Genomic DNA, 19,083 nt, shown 5'->3' with positions numbered 1-19,083 from the left:
CCCGGTCAGTCTGCGGGTTCAAACGGGAAAGATGCAACCATTAAAAACTGTGTTAACAATTGCGGGTAGCAGTATCGGAGGCAGAATTGACTGGCAATTTGAATGGGATGGCAGAAGACCTGTATTTGGGCATCAAGGACCTGCCGATCGTGTCTCCGCATGGTCACTGCGATCCGGGGTGGTTTGCAACCGATGCGCCGTTCCCCAACCCGGCAGAGCTGTTGGTGGTTCCCGACCATTACGTGTTCCGTATGCTCTATTCGCAGGGCGTTCCCTTGTCGGAACTCGGCGTTGGGGAAGAGGGGCGAAAGAAGGATCCTCGCGCCGTTTTCCGCACCTTTGCCGAACATTGGCATCTATTTCTGGGAACGCCTTCCCGGATCTGGATGAACTACGTGCTGCATGAAACGCTGGGCGTGTCTGAGGAGTTGTCTTCGCGTACGGCAGATCTGATCTACGACAAGATCGCGGAAAAGCTGGCGCAACCCGATTTTCGCCCGAGGGCTTTGTTCGACAGGTTCGGGATCGAGGTTCTGGCCACTACGGATTCGGCTCTCGACACTCTCACACAGCATCAGGAGATCCGTGCAAGCGGTTGGGGCGGGCGGGTTGTTCCGACGTTCCGCCCGGACGGGGTTTTGGATGGGGCGGACCCGGAGTTCGTACAGAACCTGAACAAGTTGGCCGAGCTGACAGGCTGCGATCTGCACAGCTATGATGGCTACCTCAACGCGCTGCGGATGCGGCGGACTTATTTCATCCAGCTTGGTTGTACCGCCACGGACCACGGTATCGAACGCGTACAGACCGAGTGGCTGGACGACCCGGATGCGCTGTACCAACGGCTGAGACGGCGGGAAGGGACCGAACAGGACGCGCGCCGGTTCTATGGGCATATGCTGATCGAAATGGCGCAGATGTCTGTCGATGATGGTCTGACCATGCAGATACATGCAGGCAGCAAGCGCAACACGAACCACGCGGTAATGCGGGACTTCGGACGGGACAAGGGGGCCGACATTCCAATCGCGATGGATTGGGTCACGGGCCTTGAGGCGCTGTTGAACCGGGTGGGAAACTCAGCGGAACTGCGCATCATTCTGTTCACACTGGACGAAGGCACCTATGCCCGTGAACTGGCCCCGATGGCGGGACATTGGCCGTGCCTTCGGATAGGGCCGCCTTGGTGGTTCCATGACAGCCCAGCCGGGATTGCGCGGTATTTTGATCAGGTCGTTGAAACGGCCGGATATTACAACCTGGCCGGATTCAATGACGACACACGGGCTTTTCTGTCCATTCCTGCACGAAACGACCTTTGGCGGCGGGGCGTAGCGATTCATTTGGCCGAGCAGGTTGCGCGTGGTTACTTCGGTCGGGACAGTGCCGAGCATCTTGCTCGGTTGCTGGCGGTCGATCTGGCGAAACAGGTTTACGGATTGCAAAGCTAGATGGGTAAAATTCTGCACTTCGGCCTCGGAAACTTTGCCCGGGCGCATTTGCTGGACTACACCGATCAAGCGGGCGGATGGGACGTTGTCGGCGTCAGCCTGCGTTCATCCTCGGTTCGGGATGGATTGGCGCGACAGGGTTTCGAGTACGATCTGTGCGTACAGGGGCAGGGTGTCCGTCGCATCAAAGTTCTGAGGGATGTTCTGGTCGCGCCCGAGGATCGTGCAGCGGTTTTCGATGTGATGGCGGATGCCGAGATCATCTCGGCGACAGTGACCGAGAAAGGTTATCATCTGGATGCCGCGGGCAAGCTGAACCTTCGGGACCCGGCGATTGTCGCCGATCTGGCGGGGCAGGGGCCCGCAACGCTGATCGGGTTTCTTGCCTTTGGTCTTGCGGAACGGCGCAAGCCCGTGACGGTGCTGAGCTGCGACAATCGTATGGAGAACGGAAAAACGCTTGAAACGGCCGTATCCGATTTCGCGAATGCAGCCGGTCTGGACGTCAATTGGGACGCCGTTCGCTTTCCCAACGCGATGGTCGACCGGATCACCCCGGCCACAACGGACGCCGTTCGCGCAATCAGCGGTGACCCTATGGCCGTTCCGACCGAGGCGTTCTCTGAGTGGGTGATCGAAGACAGTTTTGCGGGCCCGCACCCAGATTGGCCGGGCGTGCAACTGGTCGATGACGTGGCCCCGCACGAGATGCGAAAGCTGCGCATGTTGAACGGGGCCCATTCCCTGTTGGCTTATGCCGGGTTGGAGCGGGGCCTGACCTACGTCCACGAAGCGGTTCGAGACCCGGTTCTGCGCCCGTTGGTTTCCCAGTTGATGAAGGATGCGGGCGCAACGCTGCCCGCAGCGCTGCAAGCGCAAGCTCCGGACTATGCCGAGGCTCTGTTGCGCCGCTTTGAAAACCCCGAGTTGGCGCACCGTCTGGACCAAATCGCGATGGATGGAAGCCAGAAGCTGCCGTATCGATTTGTTCCCACACTTCGTGAGACCGGCTCTCAGGCGGTGATTGCGGGGATGCGGGCCTGGGTCTCCTATTGCCTGTCCGAGACCGCCAAGGGTCGGGTGCTGAACGATCCTTGCGCGTCGGAAATCGCTTTGGCTGCCAAGCAGCCAGATCCGCTAGTGCCGCTTTTGCGTCTTGTTGGAGCCGAGGATCTCGCGCCGCTTATCCGGGAATGATCGCGCCGCGGAACTGAACAACGGTGGATGCCAGATTGTGTCCAGCCATCAGGGCCTCGGCCTGTGATTTCCCCGTCAGCAAGGCCGCGAGGTACCCACCGTTGAAACTGTCGCCGGCCGCTGTCGTATCCAGCACGTTTTTGGCAGGCTCATAGGTTTGGTCAATGTTCTGACCGATGGACAGGGGGCCATTCTCTCCGCGCTTCAACGCGCCGACTCCGTGATGAACCGCAAAGCGTGCCGCCACCTGTTCGGCGCTTTCCCCGAACAGTGCCATCTCGTCGTCGATGGATGGCAGGGCAATGTCCGCACGCCGCCAAAGCCGTTGGTTGATCTGCCGGGCGTGTTCAACGCTATCCCAAAGACGCGGACGAAAGTTGCTGTCATAGACCAACCGGACTGAAGCGCCTTCGAGCCAGTCCAGAAGCGCAAGCCTTACCGAATGCGGAAGAATGGCCACGGAAATCCCCGACAAGTACAGCACGTCATAGCCGTTCAACGAGCTGAAATCGTGATTGGCAAAAAGCTGACGGGCGGCCGCTTCGCTGCGCCAATAAGTAAAGCTGCGTTCACCGTCCGCAGAGGTGGTGATCGCGTACAGGCCCGGAGAGGCGTTCGGAATGATGCGGATGCCGGATGTCCCGATGCCATGGCTGGCGATGAAGTCCGCGATGCGCCCCGAGAACGGGTCGTCGCCCAAACATGTCACATACTCCACCTGCAGATCAGGCGCTGCGCGGTGCATGTAGATGGCCGTGTTCAGCGTATCCCCCGCGACGCCCACCTTTGCGCCGGTTTCCAGCATGGACAATTCGATCATTGCTTCGCCGATGCAGGCAATTCGCGTCATTTCTTTTCTCTTTTCCAGATGATGAGACCGGCAGCCATGATCAGCGCAGCCCCTGCCAACGTGAATGCGTCCGGTATCGTGTCAAAGAACAGATAGCCCCAGATCGCAACGTAGATCAGGAACGAATAGGTGAATGGCATCAACTGGTTCGCCGTTCCGAAGCGATGCGCGTTCGTCAGCAGTTGATGCCCGCACCACCCAAAGACGCCAAGACTGATCAGGACGATCATGCTCCAAGTGTTTTCCGGTTGGATCCAAAACCAGTTGGCGAAGGGCAGCAGGACCACCGTCCCGGTAAGCCCGAGGTAGAATTGCATGGTGTCCACGGCAACAACCCCCGACAGCCTGCGCGTCATGATCGAGTACAAGGCCAACGCGGTGGCATTGTAGACGATCAGCAGCATGGTCGGATGAAATGCCGAACCAAACGGCCGCACGACAACCAACACCCCCAGAAAACCCAGTATGATAGCCGCCCAACGCCATGGTCCCACGCTTTCTTTCAACACGAAGACGGACAAAAAGCACACGATGACCGGGCTTGAGAACATGATTGCCGACACGACGGTCAGAGGCAAAAACCGCAGGGCATAAAAATTGAAAACGGTTGCTGAGATCAGCAGTAAGGCCCGGCTAATGACCTGCCATGGATGGTCGGTCTTGAACCGGCTGGCCTCAATCCCGCCCTTGGCGATCACGCCCACAGAGATCACGAAGTGCCCTGCATAACGCATGAAAGCCAACTGAAATGCCGGCACGCCGGCCAACGCCAACCATTTGGCCCCAAGGTCCACCAGCGAAAAGAACAGCCACGCCGTCAGCATCAGCACGATGCCAAGGCGCGGCAGGTCCGCGTTGGGGTTGGCGGTGACGGCCATAGATCAGGTGTTGAAACGTTTGACGTAGTAGTCAACCATCTGGCTGACCATGTCATCCGCCTGACCGTGGTCGCGCGCGTCGTTCAGCGCGGAAAGTGCGCCCTGTGACATCACGCTGGTAACGCCGGCCTCGCGTGCCATTCGATCATAATACCCAAGGTCTTTTGCGGCGTTCTTGATGGCAAAGGCCAGCTGGTTTGGATCATTCTCGACACCGTAGGCTTTGACGAAATCCATCATTCCGGAATGCAGCGGCCCTGCGGCCATAACGTCATACAGCTGCTTGCGGTCAACGCCGGTGATGTCAGCCATGGCAAAGGCTTCGGCCATCGCGTTCGCGACCGTCATGCCGAAGAAGTTGTTGATCAGCTTGATCGTATGTCCCGATCCGACAGGGCCCAGGTAAAAGACGTTTTCACCCAGATCCTTCAGTGTCGGCTCGGCCTTGTCGAAGGCAGCCTTGTCGCCGGACGTCATGATGTTCAGCTTGCCTTCCAGCGCATGCGACGGTGTCCGGCCAAGTGGCGCGTCAAGATAGCTTCCGCCGGCTGCTGCAACCTCCTCGGCCAGGGCGCGTGTACTGCCCGGAAGCGAAGTGCCAAAGTCGATGACGATCGCCCCGGGCTTCAGTCCCGCGATCACTCCATCAGCACCGCGCATACGACCTTCGACCTGCTCGGACGTTCCCATGCACAGCATCACGATGTCGCTGGCCTGAGCCAACTCCCGCGCGTTTTGCGCCTCGCGGGCGCCCCGGTCAATCGCGGCGTCCAGATGTGTGCGGTCGCGGTTTCCCAACACCGTGACCGAGTATCCCTGGTCCAACAGCCGGCTCACCATGGCTCCGCCCATAAGTCCCAGGCCGATAAACCCGATTGATGGTTTGTTCATTGGTTTCCCTTTCCGTGAATATGTCTGGTTTTCATTCTTGTGTCTGTCGCGGGCGGATTTGCAGTTTGTTTGCTCATATTGCCCGGAGGATAGTCATTGGTTTTTGAACGGTCCGATATATTGCCCGGCCGCGTCTCCGTCAGGCCGGCGCCCGCGCTCGAGCCGTTCGCGCCTTCAGCCCCTGTTCGATGCGTGATGTGACCTCGAGCGTCCGGGCTGCATCCTCGACGTCGATCAGGGGTGGGACGCCATCGATCACGTCAAGGAAGTGATCCAGTTGCGCCTCCAGCGGTGTGCGTTTCTGGTCCGGTCTTGGAAGTTGGTCTTTTTGGGCCGCAGTGCCCCAATCCTGTCCGCGCCACAGGGTCATGGAGGGAAAACTCACAGCGCCCCTGGTTCCCGTGATCCACATCATGTCCTGATGGGTCGTGCCGATGTTCGGATTTTCACCGGTTCCGGCTTCAAACCCCCAAGGGCTGGGCGCGGTGTCGGCAAAGCTGATAGTGCCCGTCGCGCCGTTTTCGAATGCGATCGCCACAGCGCCACTTTCGATCCGATCCGATCCGCGGATCGGCGCGCCGGGCAGGGCGACGACATCCGAGATTTCTCCGATCACAAAGCGCAGGACATCGATGTCGTGCACCAGATTGATCATGACCGGGCTGCCATCAGATGTCCGCCAGTTCTGTTCAAAATAACTCTCGGGTTTACGCATGGCCCATAGCAACGAGATGTTGATGACTTGTCCGATCGTACCTTGCGCGATCACCTCCTTCAGGTGCTGCAAGGTTGTGTGGTACCGCCTATGGTGGCCGACCAGGCTGCGGACATCGGCCTGGCGAACGGCTGTCTTAAGGCGCAGGGCATCATCGATCGATGCGGCAACCGGCTTTTCGATCAGCATATGCCAACCGCGGGATGCGGCCAGAATGCCATGTTCGGCATGCAGGCGGGTCGGCGTTGCAATGATGACGCCATCTACTGTGTCCTGCACCTCGTCCATACTGGCAAAACGCGGCGCATCGATCTGGATTGAGACATTCGGATCAGCCAACCCGACCAACGTGCAGCCGGGATGCTCGATCACGGCGCGGACGTGGCGAATACCGATCAATCCGCCGCCGGCTACAAGGATCCGTTTCACATTACCGCTCCGATTTGCCAAGGAACGAATTCGTAGTCGCCCAAGCCCTGCGCCTCGGACTTGGTTCGCGCGCCCGAGGCGACTTGGAGCAGCCGTCGGTATATCTCCTGTCCTTTTTCTTCGACGCTGACGCCTTTGGTCAGGATGTCGCCCGCGTCCACGTCCATGTCTTCGGACATGCGCGCCGCCAATTCAGAATTGGTGGCGATTTTTAGCGTCGGCGCCGGTTTGGACCCAAAGGCCGAACCGCGCCCTGTAGTGAAGCACACAAGGTTGCACCCGGCCGCGATCTGCCCGGTCACCGAGGCAGGGTCATATCCGGGGCTGTCCATGAAGGCGAAGCCCTTGGCAGTGATGGGTTCGGCGTATTTGAATACACCGGTCAAAGGGGTGGTTCCGCCCTTCGCCGCAGCCCCCAGCGATTTCTCGAGGATGGTCGTCAGACCCCCTTGCTTGTTGCCGGGGCTGGGGTTGTTGTCCATCGAACCGTGATTGCGGGCGGTGTAGTCCTGCCACCAATCGATCAGTCCGATCAGTTTTTCCCCAGTTGCGCGGTCAAGGGCACGGCGGGTCAAAAGATGTTCGGCTCCGTAGATTTCGGGCGTCTCCGCAAGGACACCCGTGCCACCTTGAGCGACCAACAGGTCGCAGGCATGTCCGAGCGCCGGGTTCGCGGTCACACCGGACCAGGCGTCAGATCCACCGCATTGCAGCGCAAGCATCAGCTCGGACGCCGGGGCTTCGCTGCGGCTTGCCTCATTGGCAATGGGCAGCATTTGATTGATCTTGCTGATGCCCATTTCCACAGTCCGGCGCAATCCGGCCACGTTCTGGATGTTCATCGTCTGGAAGGTGGGGCTTTGCTTCAATCCATACGCATCCAGCAGCCAGTCGATCTGGTTCATCTCACAGCCCAGACCCACCATCAGTACTGCGGCGTGGTTGGGATGTTTCGCGAACCCCCACATGACCCGTTGAAGAGCCTCGAAACCGTCGCCGGAATCTGCCATTCCGCAGCCCGTTCCGTGGACAAAGGCCACCACGCCGTCGACATTCGGATACGCGGCCAACTTGTCCGGCGTGAAGTGGTTGGCGATCATGCGAGCCGCCGTAGCAGAACAGTTCACGGTGGTCAGAACCGCAATGTAATTGCGCGTGCCGACCCGACCGCTGTCCCGGCGATAGCCCATGAATGTATCGACCGAGGTGGCGGGTCTCATAGGCCTGTGATCCGTTGCAAACTCGTAATCCACACTGGTGTTGCGGAACTCGACATTGTGGGTGTGCACATGGTCGCCGGGGTGGATCGGTTGGGTGGCGTAACCAATGATCTGGGCGTATTTTCTGACCGGATCGCCGGGTGCAAGGGTCCTCGTGGCGACCTTGTGGCCCGATGGGATGCGCGCATTGGTCGTGACACCTTCGACCACACTGCCGGCCTCCAGGGGCCGAGTTGCAACCACCACGCTATCCGTTCGATCTAAACGTACAAAAGTCATAATCAGCTTTCCTGGCGGCTGCAGCTAGGCGCAGAACGGCGAGTCCGATGTCCACCGGTGAATATCTATATGCGGCTGTCCAGACAGCCTTGCTCGTGCCGCCTCCCAATTGGATTTGCAGACACGCCAATCCCGCAGTTCGGATTCGGGGCGCGATCTGGACCTTGCGATGAAGCTGGGGAAATGGTCTCGACCGGTGGGCTGGCCTGCTGCACTGAAGCGGATGTCGAACGACCAGCGGAACCGGTCCGTTTCGTTGACCAGCGACGCATGTGGCGTCAGAGGGTGAAACAGGATGACCCCGCCCGCCTTGACGGGCAAGGGCACGGCTCGGTCTTCGTCAATGAACCCGTCGGCAATGCCTGTCTGCGTGCGCGCGCAATGCGGCAGGATGGATTGGTCCTGTGCCTTTGGCAGCACTTGCAGGCAGCCGTTCTCGATCGTTGCATCGTTGACGGCAATCCAAACCGTGACCATGTCGGTCTGGTCCGCATCCTCCAACGCAACTGCCCGGTCCTGATGCCAGTCCGTTGCGGTAATATGCGCCCGTACCTCGTCCTTGGACAGCTTGAGGGCAGGGGGCTTCAGCCGAACGTGCTGGATCGGATTGCTGACCAACTCCGGCCCGATCAACTGCTCGACGATGTCAAGCATGGGCTGGGCCGTCAGCAGGTCGAACACGGCGGGCCCAATATGGAACGGTGTGTCAGCCATGATCCGGTCGCCGGGCAGCGAGATGTCCAGCGGCTGGAAATAGTCGCAACCGGCCTGATAGGCGGACAGAAGTTTGTCCCAGAAGGTCATTCCTGACGGCTCGTCCTTGACCAGTCCCTTTTCGTACCAACCGTCATAGAGCCGGTTCAGGACATCCGAGTATTCGGCCTGTACCCGATCCAGGACATCGCCGGGAATTACATCCTGGACCACGAGGTATCCGTCCGTCTGGAACTTGCCAATCTGATCTTGTGTCAGCATGGGTGCAACCTCACAACAGCAGCGCGATGATGCCCGGCCAGATCAGAAGAACGGAAAGCGCCAGCAGCTGGATCCCGATGAATGGCAGGAAGCCGCGGAAGATATCCGTCAGGCTGATATGCGGCGGGGCCACGGATTTCAGGTAGAACGCCGCCGGGCCGAACGGGGGCGACAGGAAGCTGACCTGCATGTTCATACAGAACACGACGCCAAACCAGATCGCGACATGGCTGGGCTGCAACTGACCGATGAGTCCGATTTCCTCGATGGGAAGGCGCAGGACGATCGGCAGAAAGACCGGGATGATCAAAAGCACGATGCCGACCCAATCCATGAATGCGCCCATGAACAGCAGGATCAGCATCATCACCAGAATGACCAGCATGGTCGGCAAGTCTTGCCCGACGATCAGATCGGCCACGTATTGGGGTCCGCCAGCAATGGTGTAGGCACCCGCCAGCGCGGCGGCCCCGATCGTAACCCAGATGATGGTGCCTGTGGATTTGAGCGTCCGCATCAAGCTGTCCCAAACCAGTTCGAACGATCCTTCGCCACGTAGGATGGCGATGATCAGAACGGCGAAGGCGCCCATGCCTGCAGCCTCGGTGATGCCGGTGATCCCGCCATAGATCGAGCCGAGCACGACGCCGATGACGACAAGCGGTGCAACGAGGCCTTTGCCCATTTCCCAGCCGATTTTTGCGCGCTGTCGGCCAAAGACAAAGAATATCAGCAAAAGGGCGACGATGGTGATGCCAGCAAACCAGGGCAGGTAGTCAGCGGTACCCAGCCGTGCGGGCTCGCCCTGGCTGGCAGCGTTCGAGCCGGAAAGCTCGAAAAACGCGGCGCGGATAAACAGAACGGTGGAAAATCCGGCGACGACGATGCTCATGAAGGCGGCAAACAGTTTGCGCTTTTCGGTTGGCTCGGGGTCGTTCGGGTCCGGTTCCGGCAGCGGAGCGTGGTGGGGATTCAGCCGCGTGCGGATGATGATGTATAGGATGATCATCGAGGCCAGCATGAAACCCGGGATGAAGGACGCGGTGAACAGCGACTTGATCGAGGTTTCGGTGATCAGCCCATAGATGATCAGAACGATCGAGGGCGGGATCATGGTCCCCAGCGACCCCGAGGCGCAGATCACGCCGATCGCGAGATTCTGATCGTAGCCGAGGCGCAGCATCTGGGGCAGGGCGATCAGACCAAGAAGGACAACCTCACCGCCGATGATGCCGGACATGGCTGCCATGATCACCGCCATGATCGAGGTCACGATCGCGATGCCGCCGCGCGTTCTGGACAGCCAGACATTCAGCGACGAATACATGTCGCGCGCGATCCCGGACCGCTCCAGCAGCGACGCCATGAAGATGAACAATGGCACGGATATGAGCACGTAGTCCGTTAAGAGCCCATATATCTTCTGCGCCAGAATGTAGAGTGGCCCAGTCCCGGGGCGTCCGGTCAGAATGCCGTCGCCGAATGAAAATGGGTTCAAAAGAAGTGTTGGTTCGAACTTCAGGACAAGAACCAGAACCGCAAGCGAGGCCGAGGCCAGACCCAGGGGCATCCCGATCGCCAGAAGCACGATCAGGGCGACCATCAGGATGAGTGAGATCGTTCCAATATCCATCAGTCTTGTCCCACCGCTCGTTTGATCATTTCAATTTCGTCTTCGTCCGGTTCATCCGTGTGGATTTCCGGTTCTTTGTTCCAATCCGCGATCAGGTTCAGAACGGCCTGCATGGCGACCAGAGTGATCACGATCAGGACCATGGGTTGCAACGTCGCCGGGATCGGCGGGTTGAAGGCCGAGCCGTAAAGCTCCCATTTATAGAGCTTGTTGACGAAGACCTGCTGATAGCTGCCGTAGACCAGAAAGAACGCGAACATCACGATCAGGATGGTCGAGATCGTGTCGAACACGCGCTGCAACCAGCGAGGAACCGCATCATACAGCAGAAAGATCCGGATATGGCTGCGTTGCTGCATGGCATAGTAGCCGGACATCAGGAACACGAAGCTGGCGAACCACAGGGTCATCTCGTTGGCCCACTCAGTCGGCTTCTCGAGGATATAGCGCATGAAGACTTCGTACAGCATCACCACCGTCATGATGGCGATCATCATCATCGTGACCCGACCGATGAACAGGGCGAAGCGGTCCATCGCAGTCGTGCCCTCGTATTCCATCGCGGCCGGCTGGACGGTCTTGGTTCCGATCACCGCAAGGATCGGCAGCAGTATCAGCGCGCCGATATCGACAATGTCGACAAATCCGCCGAAAACCCCGGCCATTTCGGGCGTCACGTCGCTGCGCAGATAGATTTCCGTTACCTGGCTTTTCAGAGATTCGGACGTGTACGGCAGCCAGTCCAACAGGAAGGCCGGCAAATGCCAGACGAGCCAACTGGCCGTTGCGACGAAGGCGAGCGGGATGAGCCACTCCAGTATTCCGCCTGAGTTTTTTTGCAACACGTAGCCCTCGTCCTTATCCGTCGATCCGGTGGTGATCGATAAATTCCAGGTCCGGCTCGACGCCCAATCCGGGGCCGGTCGGGATCGTCACGCGGCCGTTGTTGGCCTTGACTTGTTTCTGAATCTCCAGCGGAACGGTCAGCAGATCGTCGCGGAATTTGTTGTCCGTGGTGTCGAATTCCAACATCGGTTCCCACGGGTGCAGCCCGCCCGGCATTGCCGGCATTGACGCCAGCAGATGCAGGTTGGTGGCCACAGCAACCGCACTTCCCCAGACGTGATTGACGACCGGGGTGAAATGCGCGTGGCACAGCGCAAGTACCCGCAGATACTCCGAGATTCCGCCCAACGCGCATACTTCGGGCTGAGCGATATCGACACTGCGGTTTTCGAGAAGCGCGCGCCACGCCCAGCGATTGAAGACAGCCTCGCCGCCGGAGATATTGATCTTCAGCCCCGCGCGCAGTTCGCGATAGCCGTCAAGATCCTCAGGGGCCACCGGTTCTTCAAACCAATAGGCGCCAAGCTCTTCCAAGGCACGGCCCACATAAAACGCGTCCGAGGTCGTGTAGGCATGATTCGCGTCGACCATGAAGGGGAAGTCTTCGCCAACCCCGCGACGCACCGCCTCGCAGAGCTGTACGTCCGGTTTGGGTCCGAACCCGGTTTTCATCTTGGTGGCGACAAACCCTATGTCCTTGATCGTTGCGGCTTCGTCCTCGAACCGGGCGGCAAGGTCGGCAATCGGCTCATCCCGCAGCATCATTCCGTAGCCGTAGCAGGGAACGCTTGTCCGATGTGCGCCGCCAATGAGTTTGTGCAGCGGCAAACCGGCCACCTTGCCGACGATGTCCCACAGGGCGATGTCCACGCCGGACAGCGCCTGTATCGGCATTCCGCCTTGCCCATGATCTCGCAGAAGGTTGTACACCTTGTGCCAGATCACGTCCTTGTCCAAAGGGTCCAGCCCCAGAACCATCGGCTGAATGACCTGTTCAACGATGGATTTGTTGGCTCTTGCTACGTTGCCGGGGCCAAAACACTCTCCCCAGCCGGTCACGCCCTCGTCGGTTTGAACCTCGACCAGATGGGTTGTGCGCTTATCATAATACTGCTGCGAATACCCCAGGACTTCGGGCATCTCGTACTGCAGTACATGGCTGGTGATCTTGGTGATTTTCATGAAATGCAGGGTCCCGGGCACATTCGGAGAGGCCGTCAGCACGGCCTTTCCGATTGTCGTTGAATGGCCGAAGCCCGATTATTGCATTGCGCCCAGATCGCGCAGGAAGTTGATGTGGCTTTCCAGCAGCGCTTTGGCCTCTGGGGTCGTGGCGAACTCGGTCCACCCGACCTGGACAGCTGCGCGGTAGGCGGCCAGATCTTCCGGCGACCATTCATACAGCTGAACGCCTTTGGCCTTCAGGTCCTTGGCGGTCTGAGCGTTCTGCACTTCGTTGATCGTCGCATTGTGCAGCGCCAGGCTGTCCATCGCGACTTCCATGATCTTTCTGTGATGTGCAGGCATCGCGTCCCAAACGTCCTTGCGGCAGGCCAGGTGGTCTGCGGGCATCGAGTGGAAGCCGGGATAGTTCGTGTGACCGGCGATTTCGTACAGACCCAGACCCACGTTGTTGGTCAGGTTCGCAGCATCCGCGCCGTCGATGATGCCGGTTTCCAGAGCGGTGAAGATTTCGTTGAAGTCCATAACGATCGGCGATGCGCCCAGTTCGGCAAAGACCTTGGTGGCCAGGCCCGGGGGCGAACGGAATTTCCAGTCTTTGAAGTCATCGACCTTGGCGATCGGCTTGGTCGAGGCCAGAGATTCCGGTCCTGGGATCCACCAGCCGATGAATTCCATGTCGTAGCCGTTGTACAGGTCATTGACGGCATCTCTGCCGCCACCGTGTAGCAGCCATGCCATTTGCTGATAGGGGTTCTGGTAACCGCCCAGCAGATCGCCCGCGAACTGGAAGGCCGGGTTCTTACCGGTCTGATAGCCGCCGCCGGTCATGTCGCAGTCGAGGATGCCCGTTGCCGCGGCATCGAAGGTTTCGACCGATTTGACCACCGAGGACGAGTAGAACATCTCGACTTCGATCTCGCCGTTCGACATTTCCTGGATGTCTTCGACGTATTTTGCCGCCATCTGCCCGGACAGCGTCTCGGGCGAGAAATGGGTTTGAATTCTCAGTTTGGTCGTTTCGGCCACCGCGAAACCGGCCGCCATCGTCGTTGCTACGGCGGCAACAGCCGCTGTCTTGACTATTTTCATATTGTCCTCCCAGACGTTGAGCAGTGCGCCGGGTAGGAGATCTTGCCGCCTCCCTTGTCGACACGCTGCTAGACGTTAAGCGGTCGAATCGAATGCAACAAGAAAAATATGAAATTTCCAAAAATTTCGAGATTCTTGCAATAAGTCGAAAATATGACTAGGACACTAAGGGGCCAGACCTGAAAGGTGCAAACCGGAATGAATGAAGAAGTAGATATTTATCAGCACCTTAAAATGCGTCTAATCTCGAACGGATTCGAGCATGGTGCCAAGGTTCGGGCCGAAGAGTTGCGCAAGGACTATGGGTGCTCGGCCAGCACGGTTCGCGAAGTTCTTTTTCGTTTGTCATCTGTGGGTTTGGTGGACTTTCAGGAGCAGAAGGGCTTTCGCGTCCCGAAGCGTTCGCCGCAAAGACTGATCGAGCTGACCCACATCCGCGTTTTGCTGGAGGGAGAGGGCACCGCGATGTCGATCCGCAACGGCGGGGTGGATTGGGAAGCCAGGCTGACCGCGGCGCATCACAAGCTGAGCCATATCGAAAAGCGCATTCATGCCACCGACGACCCTAGCGAGCTGATCGAGATCTGGTTTGCTTCGGAAAAGGAATTCCATCAAACGCTGATATCGGCCTGTGGGTCGGACACGTTGAAGCAGATGCACGGCCGAATTTACGCGCAGTTCCGGCAGCAATTGATGGTGGCGGACCGGCGGTTCGAGTTCATCTCCGAGAACATCCGGCATCACGCCGACATCCTCGAGGCCGCATTGTCCGGCGATGAGCAACAGACCAAGCAGAAAATTCATGACCACCTCAAGCGCCATCTGACAGGCAAGACGATGGGCGACTAAGCGCGGAAGTCATCCTCAAGATAAACGCGGATGATGTCTTCAAAGCTCGACTCTGCGCGGAAGCCCAGCTCAAGCGCGCGATCGGTTTGAAAGTCGCGTGGCCAGCCTTTGACAATGCGCTCTATGTCCGGGTCGGGAACATGCTTGATCAGGTTGACCGCGTCTTGACCGGCGATGGTCCGCAAAGCTTCGATCTGTTCGGCGACCGTACAACTGATGCCTGGCATGTTCAGGGCGCGCCGGTCGTTCAGCAGCTTAGTATCAAGATCGGCCGCGTGGGTCAGAAATCGTGCCGCTGCCCGAGGGCTGGCGTGCCAGTGGCGAACGGTGTCGTCGACCGGCAGAACCGCCTCGAGCCCGTTCAGGGGCTCTCGTATGATACCCGAAAAGAAGGAGGAAGCGGCGGCATTTGCCTTGCCAGGACGCACGCACAGCGTCGGCAGACGCAGGGAGATGCCGTCGATGTATCCTTTTCGACTGAAGTCGGAAATCATCAACTCGGACGCAGCCTTCTGCGCCCCGTAGCTGGTCAGAGGGGCGCACAGGAATTCATCGTCGATCCTTGCGGGGAAAGGGGCGCCAAAGACGGCTATGGACGAAGCGAAGACCAGCCGCGGGCGGTAGGCGCCGCTGGTGGCGTTATGCTCGTCCCTCAATGCGTTCAGCAGCGCCCAGGTCGTCATCAGGTTGACGTCCCAACCGAGGTTAAAGTCAGCTTCAGCCTGACCCGAGACAATCGCGGCCAGATGAAAGATCACGTCAGGGCGCTGAGCGGCCAGAAGCTTGGCCGAGTTCGGGGCCGCGATGTCGCCAACGGTAATTTCGCCGGGTGCACCCTCGACCGGAAATGAAAGGTCGAACAATGATACACGGGCGTCCGGGCCAAAGGTCTGCTCGGCCGAAATGTGATGCGCCAGTTTCTGACCCAGCATTCCACCGCCGCCGATGATGAGGATATGCGTCACGACATGCCATTCCGTTTTCTGAGCTCGAGGTAGAGCGCAGAGTGATCCAGCTCGGCCCCATCCATTTCGTTTATCAGGTATTCGAACCGGTCGCGTACGGCTTGCGTATTGGGCAGTTCCAGGCCGAGACCGCGTGCCTCATCCAAGGTGTTGTCCAGATCCTTCAGCTGAAACTTCGAGAGCCCGCCGGGAACGAAATCCCGGTTGGACATGCGTTCTCCGTGCTGTTGCAGGATCACGCTGTCGGCAAACCCACCGCGCAGCGCGGCGCGCAAAGCAGCCGGGTCTGCGCCACCTTGTTCGGCCAGCAGGGTTGCCTCGGCAACGGCGGAAATCGTGACGGCGACGATCGTCTGATTGGCCAGTTTGCACAATTGACCTGCGCCGCTGGGTCCGACATGCACAGGTCGCCCCATGGCGGAGAGGATTGGCAGTACCTCCAGCATGACCTTCTCGTCGCCGCCCACCATGATCGCCAGCGAGCCCGCCTCGGCCCCCCTGGTGCCACCGGAGACCGGGGCATCCAGATGCCGCAGGCCGAGGGTTTCGAGTTGGGCCGACTGCGCGCGGGCATGTTCAGGCTTGGCGCTGGACATGTCGATCCAGACGGCACCAGGTTTCAGCTGGTCGAAAAAGGAAGGGTCTTCCAGCAGCGCGCCGGTTGCGTATCCGTCGGCCAGCATGGTCACGATCACATCGGCTTGGGCAACCGCTTGGGCCGGGGTCTCCGCAACTGTAGCACCTTGGTCCGCCAATGGTCGTGCCTTTTCGGCGCTGCGGTTCCAAACGGTCAGGGGAAAGCCTGCCGCAAGTAGGTTTCGTGCCATCGGCGCCCCCATTAGGCCGGTGCCCAAAAGGGTCACTTTGCGCTGTTCGCTCATACTTGCTTATCCTCCTTCGGGCCGCACCACGCATGGTTATAGCCAAACCAAAATCTCTGTCATACGCTAACGGCATCAAGTTCCTGCGCCAAAGCCTGTTGCGTTTCCACGCAGAATTTTTTGGTGCTGCCCGGTCGCACTCGGGCCCGGGGTCGTGGTGTTTGATCGCAAGTAGTGAAAGGTAAATTTTACATATGTCAGAAAGACTTGTGGGGAAGCGCGTCCTTGTGACGGCCGCCGGACAGGGTATCGGGCGTGCCAGCGCAATCGCAATGGCGCGCGAAGGGGCGCAGGTGTTTGCGACGGATATCAACCTCAAAAACCTTTCTTCGATTCGGTCCGAGAATCTCGAAAATATCGAAATTTTCGAGATGAACGTCACCGATGACGCCAGCGTCTCTCAGGGGGTTGAGCGGGCAAATCCGGACGTGTTGTTCAACTGTGCGGGCTTCGTGCATCACGGGACCATCCTGGACGCCACCGATGAGGAGTGGGATTTTGCGATGGACCTCAACGTGCGGTCCATGATGCGCACAACGAAGGCTGTGCTGCCGGGGATGGTCGAACGGGGCGGTGGCTCGATCATCAACATGTCTTCCGCTCTGGGGTCGATCATCGGCGCGCCCAACCGCTTTGTCTATGGCGTGACCAAAGCTGCGGTTGTTGGGCTGACGAAATCGGTTGCGGTTGATTTCATCACAAAGGGCATTCGCTGCAACTGCATCTGCCCCGGAACGGTCGACAGCCCCAGTTGGCGCGATCGGGTCGAGGCCTTGGCCCAAGAGCTGGGCAGCAGGGAAGAGGCCATGGCGCAGTTCGTGGCTCGCCAACCCATGGGCCGCGTCGCCAAGGCGGAAGAAATAGCGGCACTGGTCGTCTACCTGGCAAGCGATGAGAGTGCTTTCACCACAGGACATACACACATAATCGATGGGGGGTGGTCAGGCCAATGACGAAGATAACAAAGGACGATCTGCGGTCGCGGAAATGGTTCATGAACTCGGAGAACCTCGAGATGACCGCGCTGTATCTGGAACGGTATCTCAACTACGGCCTGACCCGCGCCGAGCTTCAATCCGGCAAGCCAATCATCGGCATTGCGCAAACGGGTAGCGATCTCAGCCCCTGCAACCGCCACCACCTGGAATTGTCCAAACGTGTGCGCGACGGGATCATCGCGGCCGGTGGCACGTGCATCGAAATTCCGGTGCACCCGATTCAGGAAACGGGTAAGCGGCCGACTGCCTCGCTGGATCGCAATCTGGCCTATCTTTCGCTGGTCGAGAGCTTGTTTGGTTACCCGATCGACGGCGTGGTGCTGAACATCGGTTGCGACAAGACCACGCCGGCGCTGTTGATGGCGGCCGCCACCGTCAATATCCCGGCAATCGCTCTGTCCGTCGGCCCGATGTTGAACGGCTGGTGGAAGGGCGAGCGCGCAGGGTCGGGAACTGTGATCTGGAAGGCTCGGGAAGACCTGGCCGCCGGTGAAATCGACACTGATGAGTTCATGGAAATCGCAGCGGCTTCGGCGCCCTCGGTTGGCTATTGCAACACGATGGGAACAGCGACCACGATGAATTCGCTGGCCGAAGCCTTGGGAATGCAACTGCCCGGGTCCGCCGCGATACCGGCCCCGTACCGGGAACGCGGGCAGATCAGCTATGAAACCGGAAAGCGCATCGTCGAGATGGTGTGGGAGGATCTGCGCCCAAGCGATGTCATGACCCGGGCGGCATTTGAAAATGCGATCGTCATCAACTCGGCGATCGGTGGATCGACGAACGCGCCGATCCATTTGAACGCGATCGCCCGGCACCTTGGCGTTCCTCTCAACAACGATGACTGGCAAAGCCTGGGTCACGACGTGCCGCTGCTGGTCAACATGCAGCCGGCCGGGAAATACCTAGGAGAGGACTACCAGCGCGCCGGCGGTGTCCCTGCCGTGGTCGGTGAGTTGATTGATGCCGGATTGCTACCCAACCCCGATGCACTGACGGTCAACGGCCAGTCGATGGGCGAGAACAGCGGGACACGCCGGTCGCTGAACGACGACGTGATCAAGCCGGTTAGGAATCCGGTCAAGCATCAGGCCGGGTTCATCAACCTTTCGGGCAACCTGTTCGAAAGCGCGATCATGAAGACATCGGTGATCTCGTCCGCTTTCCGCGATGCCTACCTGTCGAACCCGGATGACCCCAATGCCTTCGAGGGCCGAGCGGTCGTGTTTGACGGGCCTGAAGACTTTCATCACCGCATCGATGATCCGGCAGAAAACATCGACGCAGACTGTATCCTGATCATGCGCGGCGCAGGGCCCAAAGGTTACCCGGGCGCGGCCGAGGTGGTGAACATGCGGCCGCCCTCATACCTGTTGAAACAGGGGATCGAAGCGCTGCCCTGCATCGGTGATGGGCGCCAGTCCGGCACTTCCGGAAGCCCGTCGATCCTGAACGCCTCGCCCGAGGCGGCCGAAGGCGGCGGGCTGGCGCTGGTGAGAAATGGCGACCGGTTGCGCATCGATCTCGGCAAAGGGACGGCGGACATGCTTGTTCCGCTGGAGGAGTTGCATGAACGTGCCCGCGAACTGGAAGCCGCAGGTGGCTACTCGGTCCCGCCCGACCAGTCACCCTGGCAGGAGATCTTCCGCGAGAAGGTCGATCGTCTCGATCGCGGCATGACGCTGAAGGGCGCCGACAAATTCAGGGACATCGCGCGGCAATTCCTGCCGCGGGACAATCACTAAAAGG

General features: G+C 59.3%; 16 protein-coding genes and 1 pseudogene. 5 read left to right on the top strand and 12 right to left on the bottom strand.

Annotated elements, in window-relative coordinates; translation table 11 throughout:
• The first annotated feature begins 107 nt into the window (after window positions 1-107).
• Both uxaC and AC2FNZ_RS09255 read left to right on the top strand, forming a co-directional pair.
• Window positions 108-1,451: a glucuronate isomerase gene (gene uxaC, locus AC2FNZ_RS09260; RefSeq protein ID WP_496840393.1), complete on the top strand. Its 1,344-nt coding sequence runs from the start codon at window positions 108-110 to the stop codon at window positions 1,449-1,451.
• A complete protein-coding gene (locus AC2FNZ_RS09255; protein WP_496840327.1) occupies window positions 1,452-2,648 on the top strand; it encodes a mannitol dehydrogenase family protein in 1,197 nt (398 codons plus the stop codon).
• On the opposite strand, the gene AC2FNZ_RS09250 is transcribed toward AC2FNZ_RS09255, so the two are convergent.
• From AC2FNZ_RS09250 to AC2FNZ_RS09205, 10 genes and pseudogenes are all read right to left on the bottom strand, one after another.
• The gene (locus AC2FNZ_RS09250) at window positions 2,635-3,498 is read right to left on the bottom strand and encodes a sugar kinase (protein WP_496840326.1); all 864 of its coding nucleotides are present in this window, start codon (window positions 3,496-3,498) and stop codon (window positions 2,635-2,637) included. The genes AC2FNZ_RS09255 and AC2FNZ_RS09250 overlap by 14 nt on opposite strands.
• A complete protein-coding gene (locus tag AC2FNZ_RS09245; protein WP_496840325.1) occupies window positions 3,495-4,376 on the bottom strand; it encodes a DMT family transporter in 882 nt (293 codons plus the stop codon). The genes AC2FNZ_RS09250 and AC2FNZ_RS09245 overlap by 4 nt, the downstream gene beginning before the upstream one ends.
• Before the next feature lie 3 nt (window positions 4,377-4,379).
• Window positions 4,380-5,297: pseudogene (locus AC2FNZ_RS09240) on the bottom strand (NAD(P)-dependent oxidoreductase); the annotation flags it as partial.
• A 109-nt stretch (window positions 5,298-5,406) separates the two neighbouring features.
• Window positions 5,407-6,411, bottom strand: coding sequence for a Gfo/Idh/MocA family protein (locus AC2FNZ_RS09235; protein WP_496840324.1), 1,005 nt, complete (start codon window positions 6,409-6,411; stop codon window positions 5,407-5,409).
• Window positions 6,408-7,910, bottom strand: coding sequence for a UxaA family hydrolase (locus tag AC2FNZ_RS09230; RefSeq protein ID WP_496840322.1), 1,503 nt, complete (start codon window positions 7,908-7,910; stop codon window positions 6,408-6,410). The genes AC2FNZ_RS09235 and AC2FNZ_RS09230 overlap by 4 nt, the downstream gene beginning before the upstream one ends.
• Window positions 7,911-7,934: 24 nt before the next feature.
• Window positions 7,935-8,885: a phytanoyl-CoA dioxygenase family protein gene (locus AC2FNZ_RS09225; protein WP_496840321.1), complete on the bottom strand. Its 951-nt coding sequence runs from the start codon at window positions 8,883-8,885 to the stop codon at window positions 7,935-7,937.
• A gap of 10 nt (window positions 8,886-8,895) precedes the next feature.
• Window positions 8,896-10,518: a TRAP transporter large permease gene (locus tag AC2FNZ_RS09220; protein WP_496840320.1), complete on the bottom strand. Its 1,623-nt coding sequence runs from the start codon at window positions 10,516-10,518 to the stop codon at window positions 8,896-8,898.
• Window positions 10,518-11,363, bottom strand: a complete 846-nt coding sequence (locus AC2FNZ_RS09215) for a TRAP transporter small permease subunit (RefSeq protein WP_496840318.1) — start codon at window positions 11,361-11,363, stop codon at window positions 10,518-10,520. Before AC2FNZ_RS09215 ends, AC2FNZ_RS09220 begins: the two co-directional genes overlap by 1 nt.
• Window positions 11,364-11,376: 13 nt before the next feature.
• Window positions 11,377-12,546: a mandelate racemase/muconate lactonizing enzyme family protein gene (locus tag AC2FNZ_RS09210; protein ID WP_496840316.1), complete on the bottom strand. Its 1,170-nt coding sequence runs from the start codon at window positions 12,544-12,546 to the stop codon at window positions 11,377-11,379.
• Window positions 12,547-12,624: 78 nt separating this feature from the next.
• Window positions 12,625-13,638 (bottom strand): TRAP transporter substrate-binding protein, encoded by a 1,014-nt coding sequence (locus AC2FNZ_RS09205; protein ID WP_496840315.1) that lies wholly within the window; start codon window positions 13,636-13,638, stop codon window positions 12,625-12,627.
• Between the two features lie 198 nt (window positions 13,639-13,836).
• On the opposite strand from AC2FNZ_RS09205, the gene AC2FNZ_RS09200 reads away from it, so the two are divergent.
• Window positions 13,837-14,487, top strand: a complete 651-nt coding sequence (locus AC2FNZ_RS09200; RefSeq protein WP_496840313.1) for a GntR family transcriptional regulator — start codon at window positions 13,837-13,839, stop codon at window positions 14,485-14,487.
• Here the strand turns inward: AC2FNZ_RS09200 and denD are convergent.
• Complete coding sequence (gene denD, locus AC2FNZ_RS09195; RefSeq protein WP_496840312.1) at window positions 14,484-15,452, bottom strand: D-erythronate dehydrogenase; 969 nt, start codon at window positions 15,450-15,452, stop codon at window positions 14,484-14,486. The genes AC2FNZ_RS09200 and denD overlap by 4 nt on opposite strands.
• Window positions 15,449-16,333: an NAD(P)-dependent oxidoreductase gene (locus AC2FNZ_RS09190; protein WP_496840310.1), complete on the bottom strand. Its 885-nt coding sequence runs from the start codon at window positions 16,331-16,333 to the stop codon at window positions 15,449-15,451. Before AC2FNZ_RS09190 ends, denD begins: the two co-directional genes overlap by 4 nt.
• Window positions 16,334-16,527: 194 nt before the next feature.
• On the opposite strand from AC2FNZ_RS09190, the gene AC2FNZ_RS09185 reads away from it, so the two are divergent.
• Both AC2FNZ_RS09185 and AC2FNZ_RS09180 read left to right on the top strand, forming a co-directional pair.
• On the top strand, window positions 16,528-17,286 hold the full coding sequence (locus AC2FNZ_RS09185; protein ID WP_496840309.1) for an SDR family oxidoreductase: 759 nt from the start codon (window positions 16,528-16,530) through the stop codon (window positions 17,284-17,286).
• Window positions 17,283-19,079: an IlvD/Edd family dehydratase gene (locus tag AC2FNZ_RS09180; RefSeq protein WP_496840307.1), complete on the top strand. Its 1,797-nt coding sequence runs from the start codon at window positions 17,283-17,285 to the stop codon at window positions 19,077-19,079. Before AC2FNZ_RS09185 ends, AC2FNZ_RS09180 begins: the two co-directional genes overlap by 4 nt.
• The last annotated feature ends 4 nt before the right edge of the window (window positions 19,080-19,083 follow it).

It is taken from the genome of Ruegeria sp. SAZA006 (assembly GCF_059613465.1).
This window is presented reverse-complemented; position numbering and strand designations above follow the sequence as displayed.

Bases quoted from the DNA above. Each gene is read 5' to 3' on its own strand.
- AC2FNZ_RS09255 (WP_496840327.1), top strand. From the start codon at position 1,452: ATGGGTAAAATTCTGCACTTCGGCCTCGGAAACTTTGCCCGGGCGCAT.
- AC2FNZ_RS09230 (WP_496840322.1), bottom strand. From the start codon at position 7,910: ATGACTTTTGTACGTTTAGATCGAACGGATAGCGTGGTGGTTGCAACT.
- AC2FNZ_RS09220 (WP_496840320.1), bottom strand. From the start codon at position 10,518: ATGGATATTGGAACGATCTCACTCATCCTGATGGTCGCCCTGATCGTG.
- AC2FNZ_RS09205 (WP_496840315.1), bottom strand. From the start codon at position 13,638: ATGAAAATAGTCAAGACAGCGGCTGTTGCCGCCGTAGCAACGACGATG.
- AC2FNZ_RS09185 (WP_496840309.1), top strand. From the start codon at position 16,528: ATGTCAGAAAGACTTGTGGGGAAGCGCGTCCTTGTGACGGCCGCCGGA.
- AC2FNZ_RS09190 (WP_496840310.1), bottom strand. From the start codon at position 16,333: ATGAGCGAACAGCGCAAAGTGACCCTTTTGGGCACCGGCCTAATGGGG.
- AC2FNZ_RS09250 (WP_496840326.1), bottom strand. From the start codon at position 3,498: ATGACGCGAATTGCCTGCATCGGCGAAGCAATGATCGAATTGTCCATG.
- AC2FNZ_RS09245 (WP_496840325.1), bottom strand. From the start codon at position 4,376: ATGGCCGTCACCGCCAACCCCAACGCGGACCTGCCGCGCCTTGGCATC.
- uxaC (WP_496840393.1), top strand. From the start codon at position 108: ATGGCAGAAGACCTGTATTTGGGCATCAAGGACCTGCCGATCGTGTCT.
- AC2FNZ_RS09200 (WP_496840313.1), top strand. From the start codon at position 13,837: ATGAATGAAGAAGTAGATATTTATCAGCACCTTAAAATGCGTCTAATC.
- AC2FNZ_RS09180 (WP_496840307.1), top strand. From the start codon at position 17,283: ATGACGAAGATAACAAAGGACGATCTGCGGTCGCGGAAATGGTTCATG.
- AC2FNZ_RS09225 (WP_496840321.1), bottom strand. From the start codon at position 8,885: ATGCTGACACAAGATCAGATTGGCAAGTTCCAGACGGACGGATACCTC.
- AC2FNZ_RS09210 (WP_496840316.1), bottom strand. From the start codon at position 12,546: ATGAAAATCACCAAGATCACCAGCCATGTACTGCAGTACGAGATGCCC.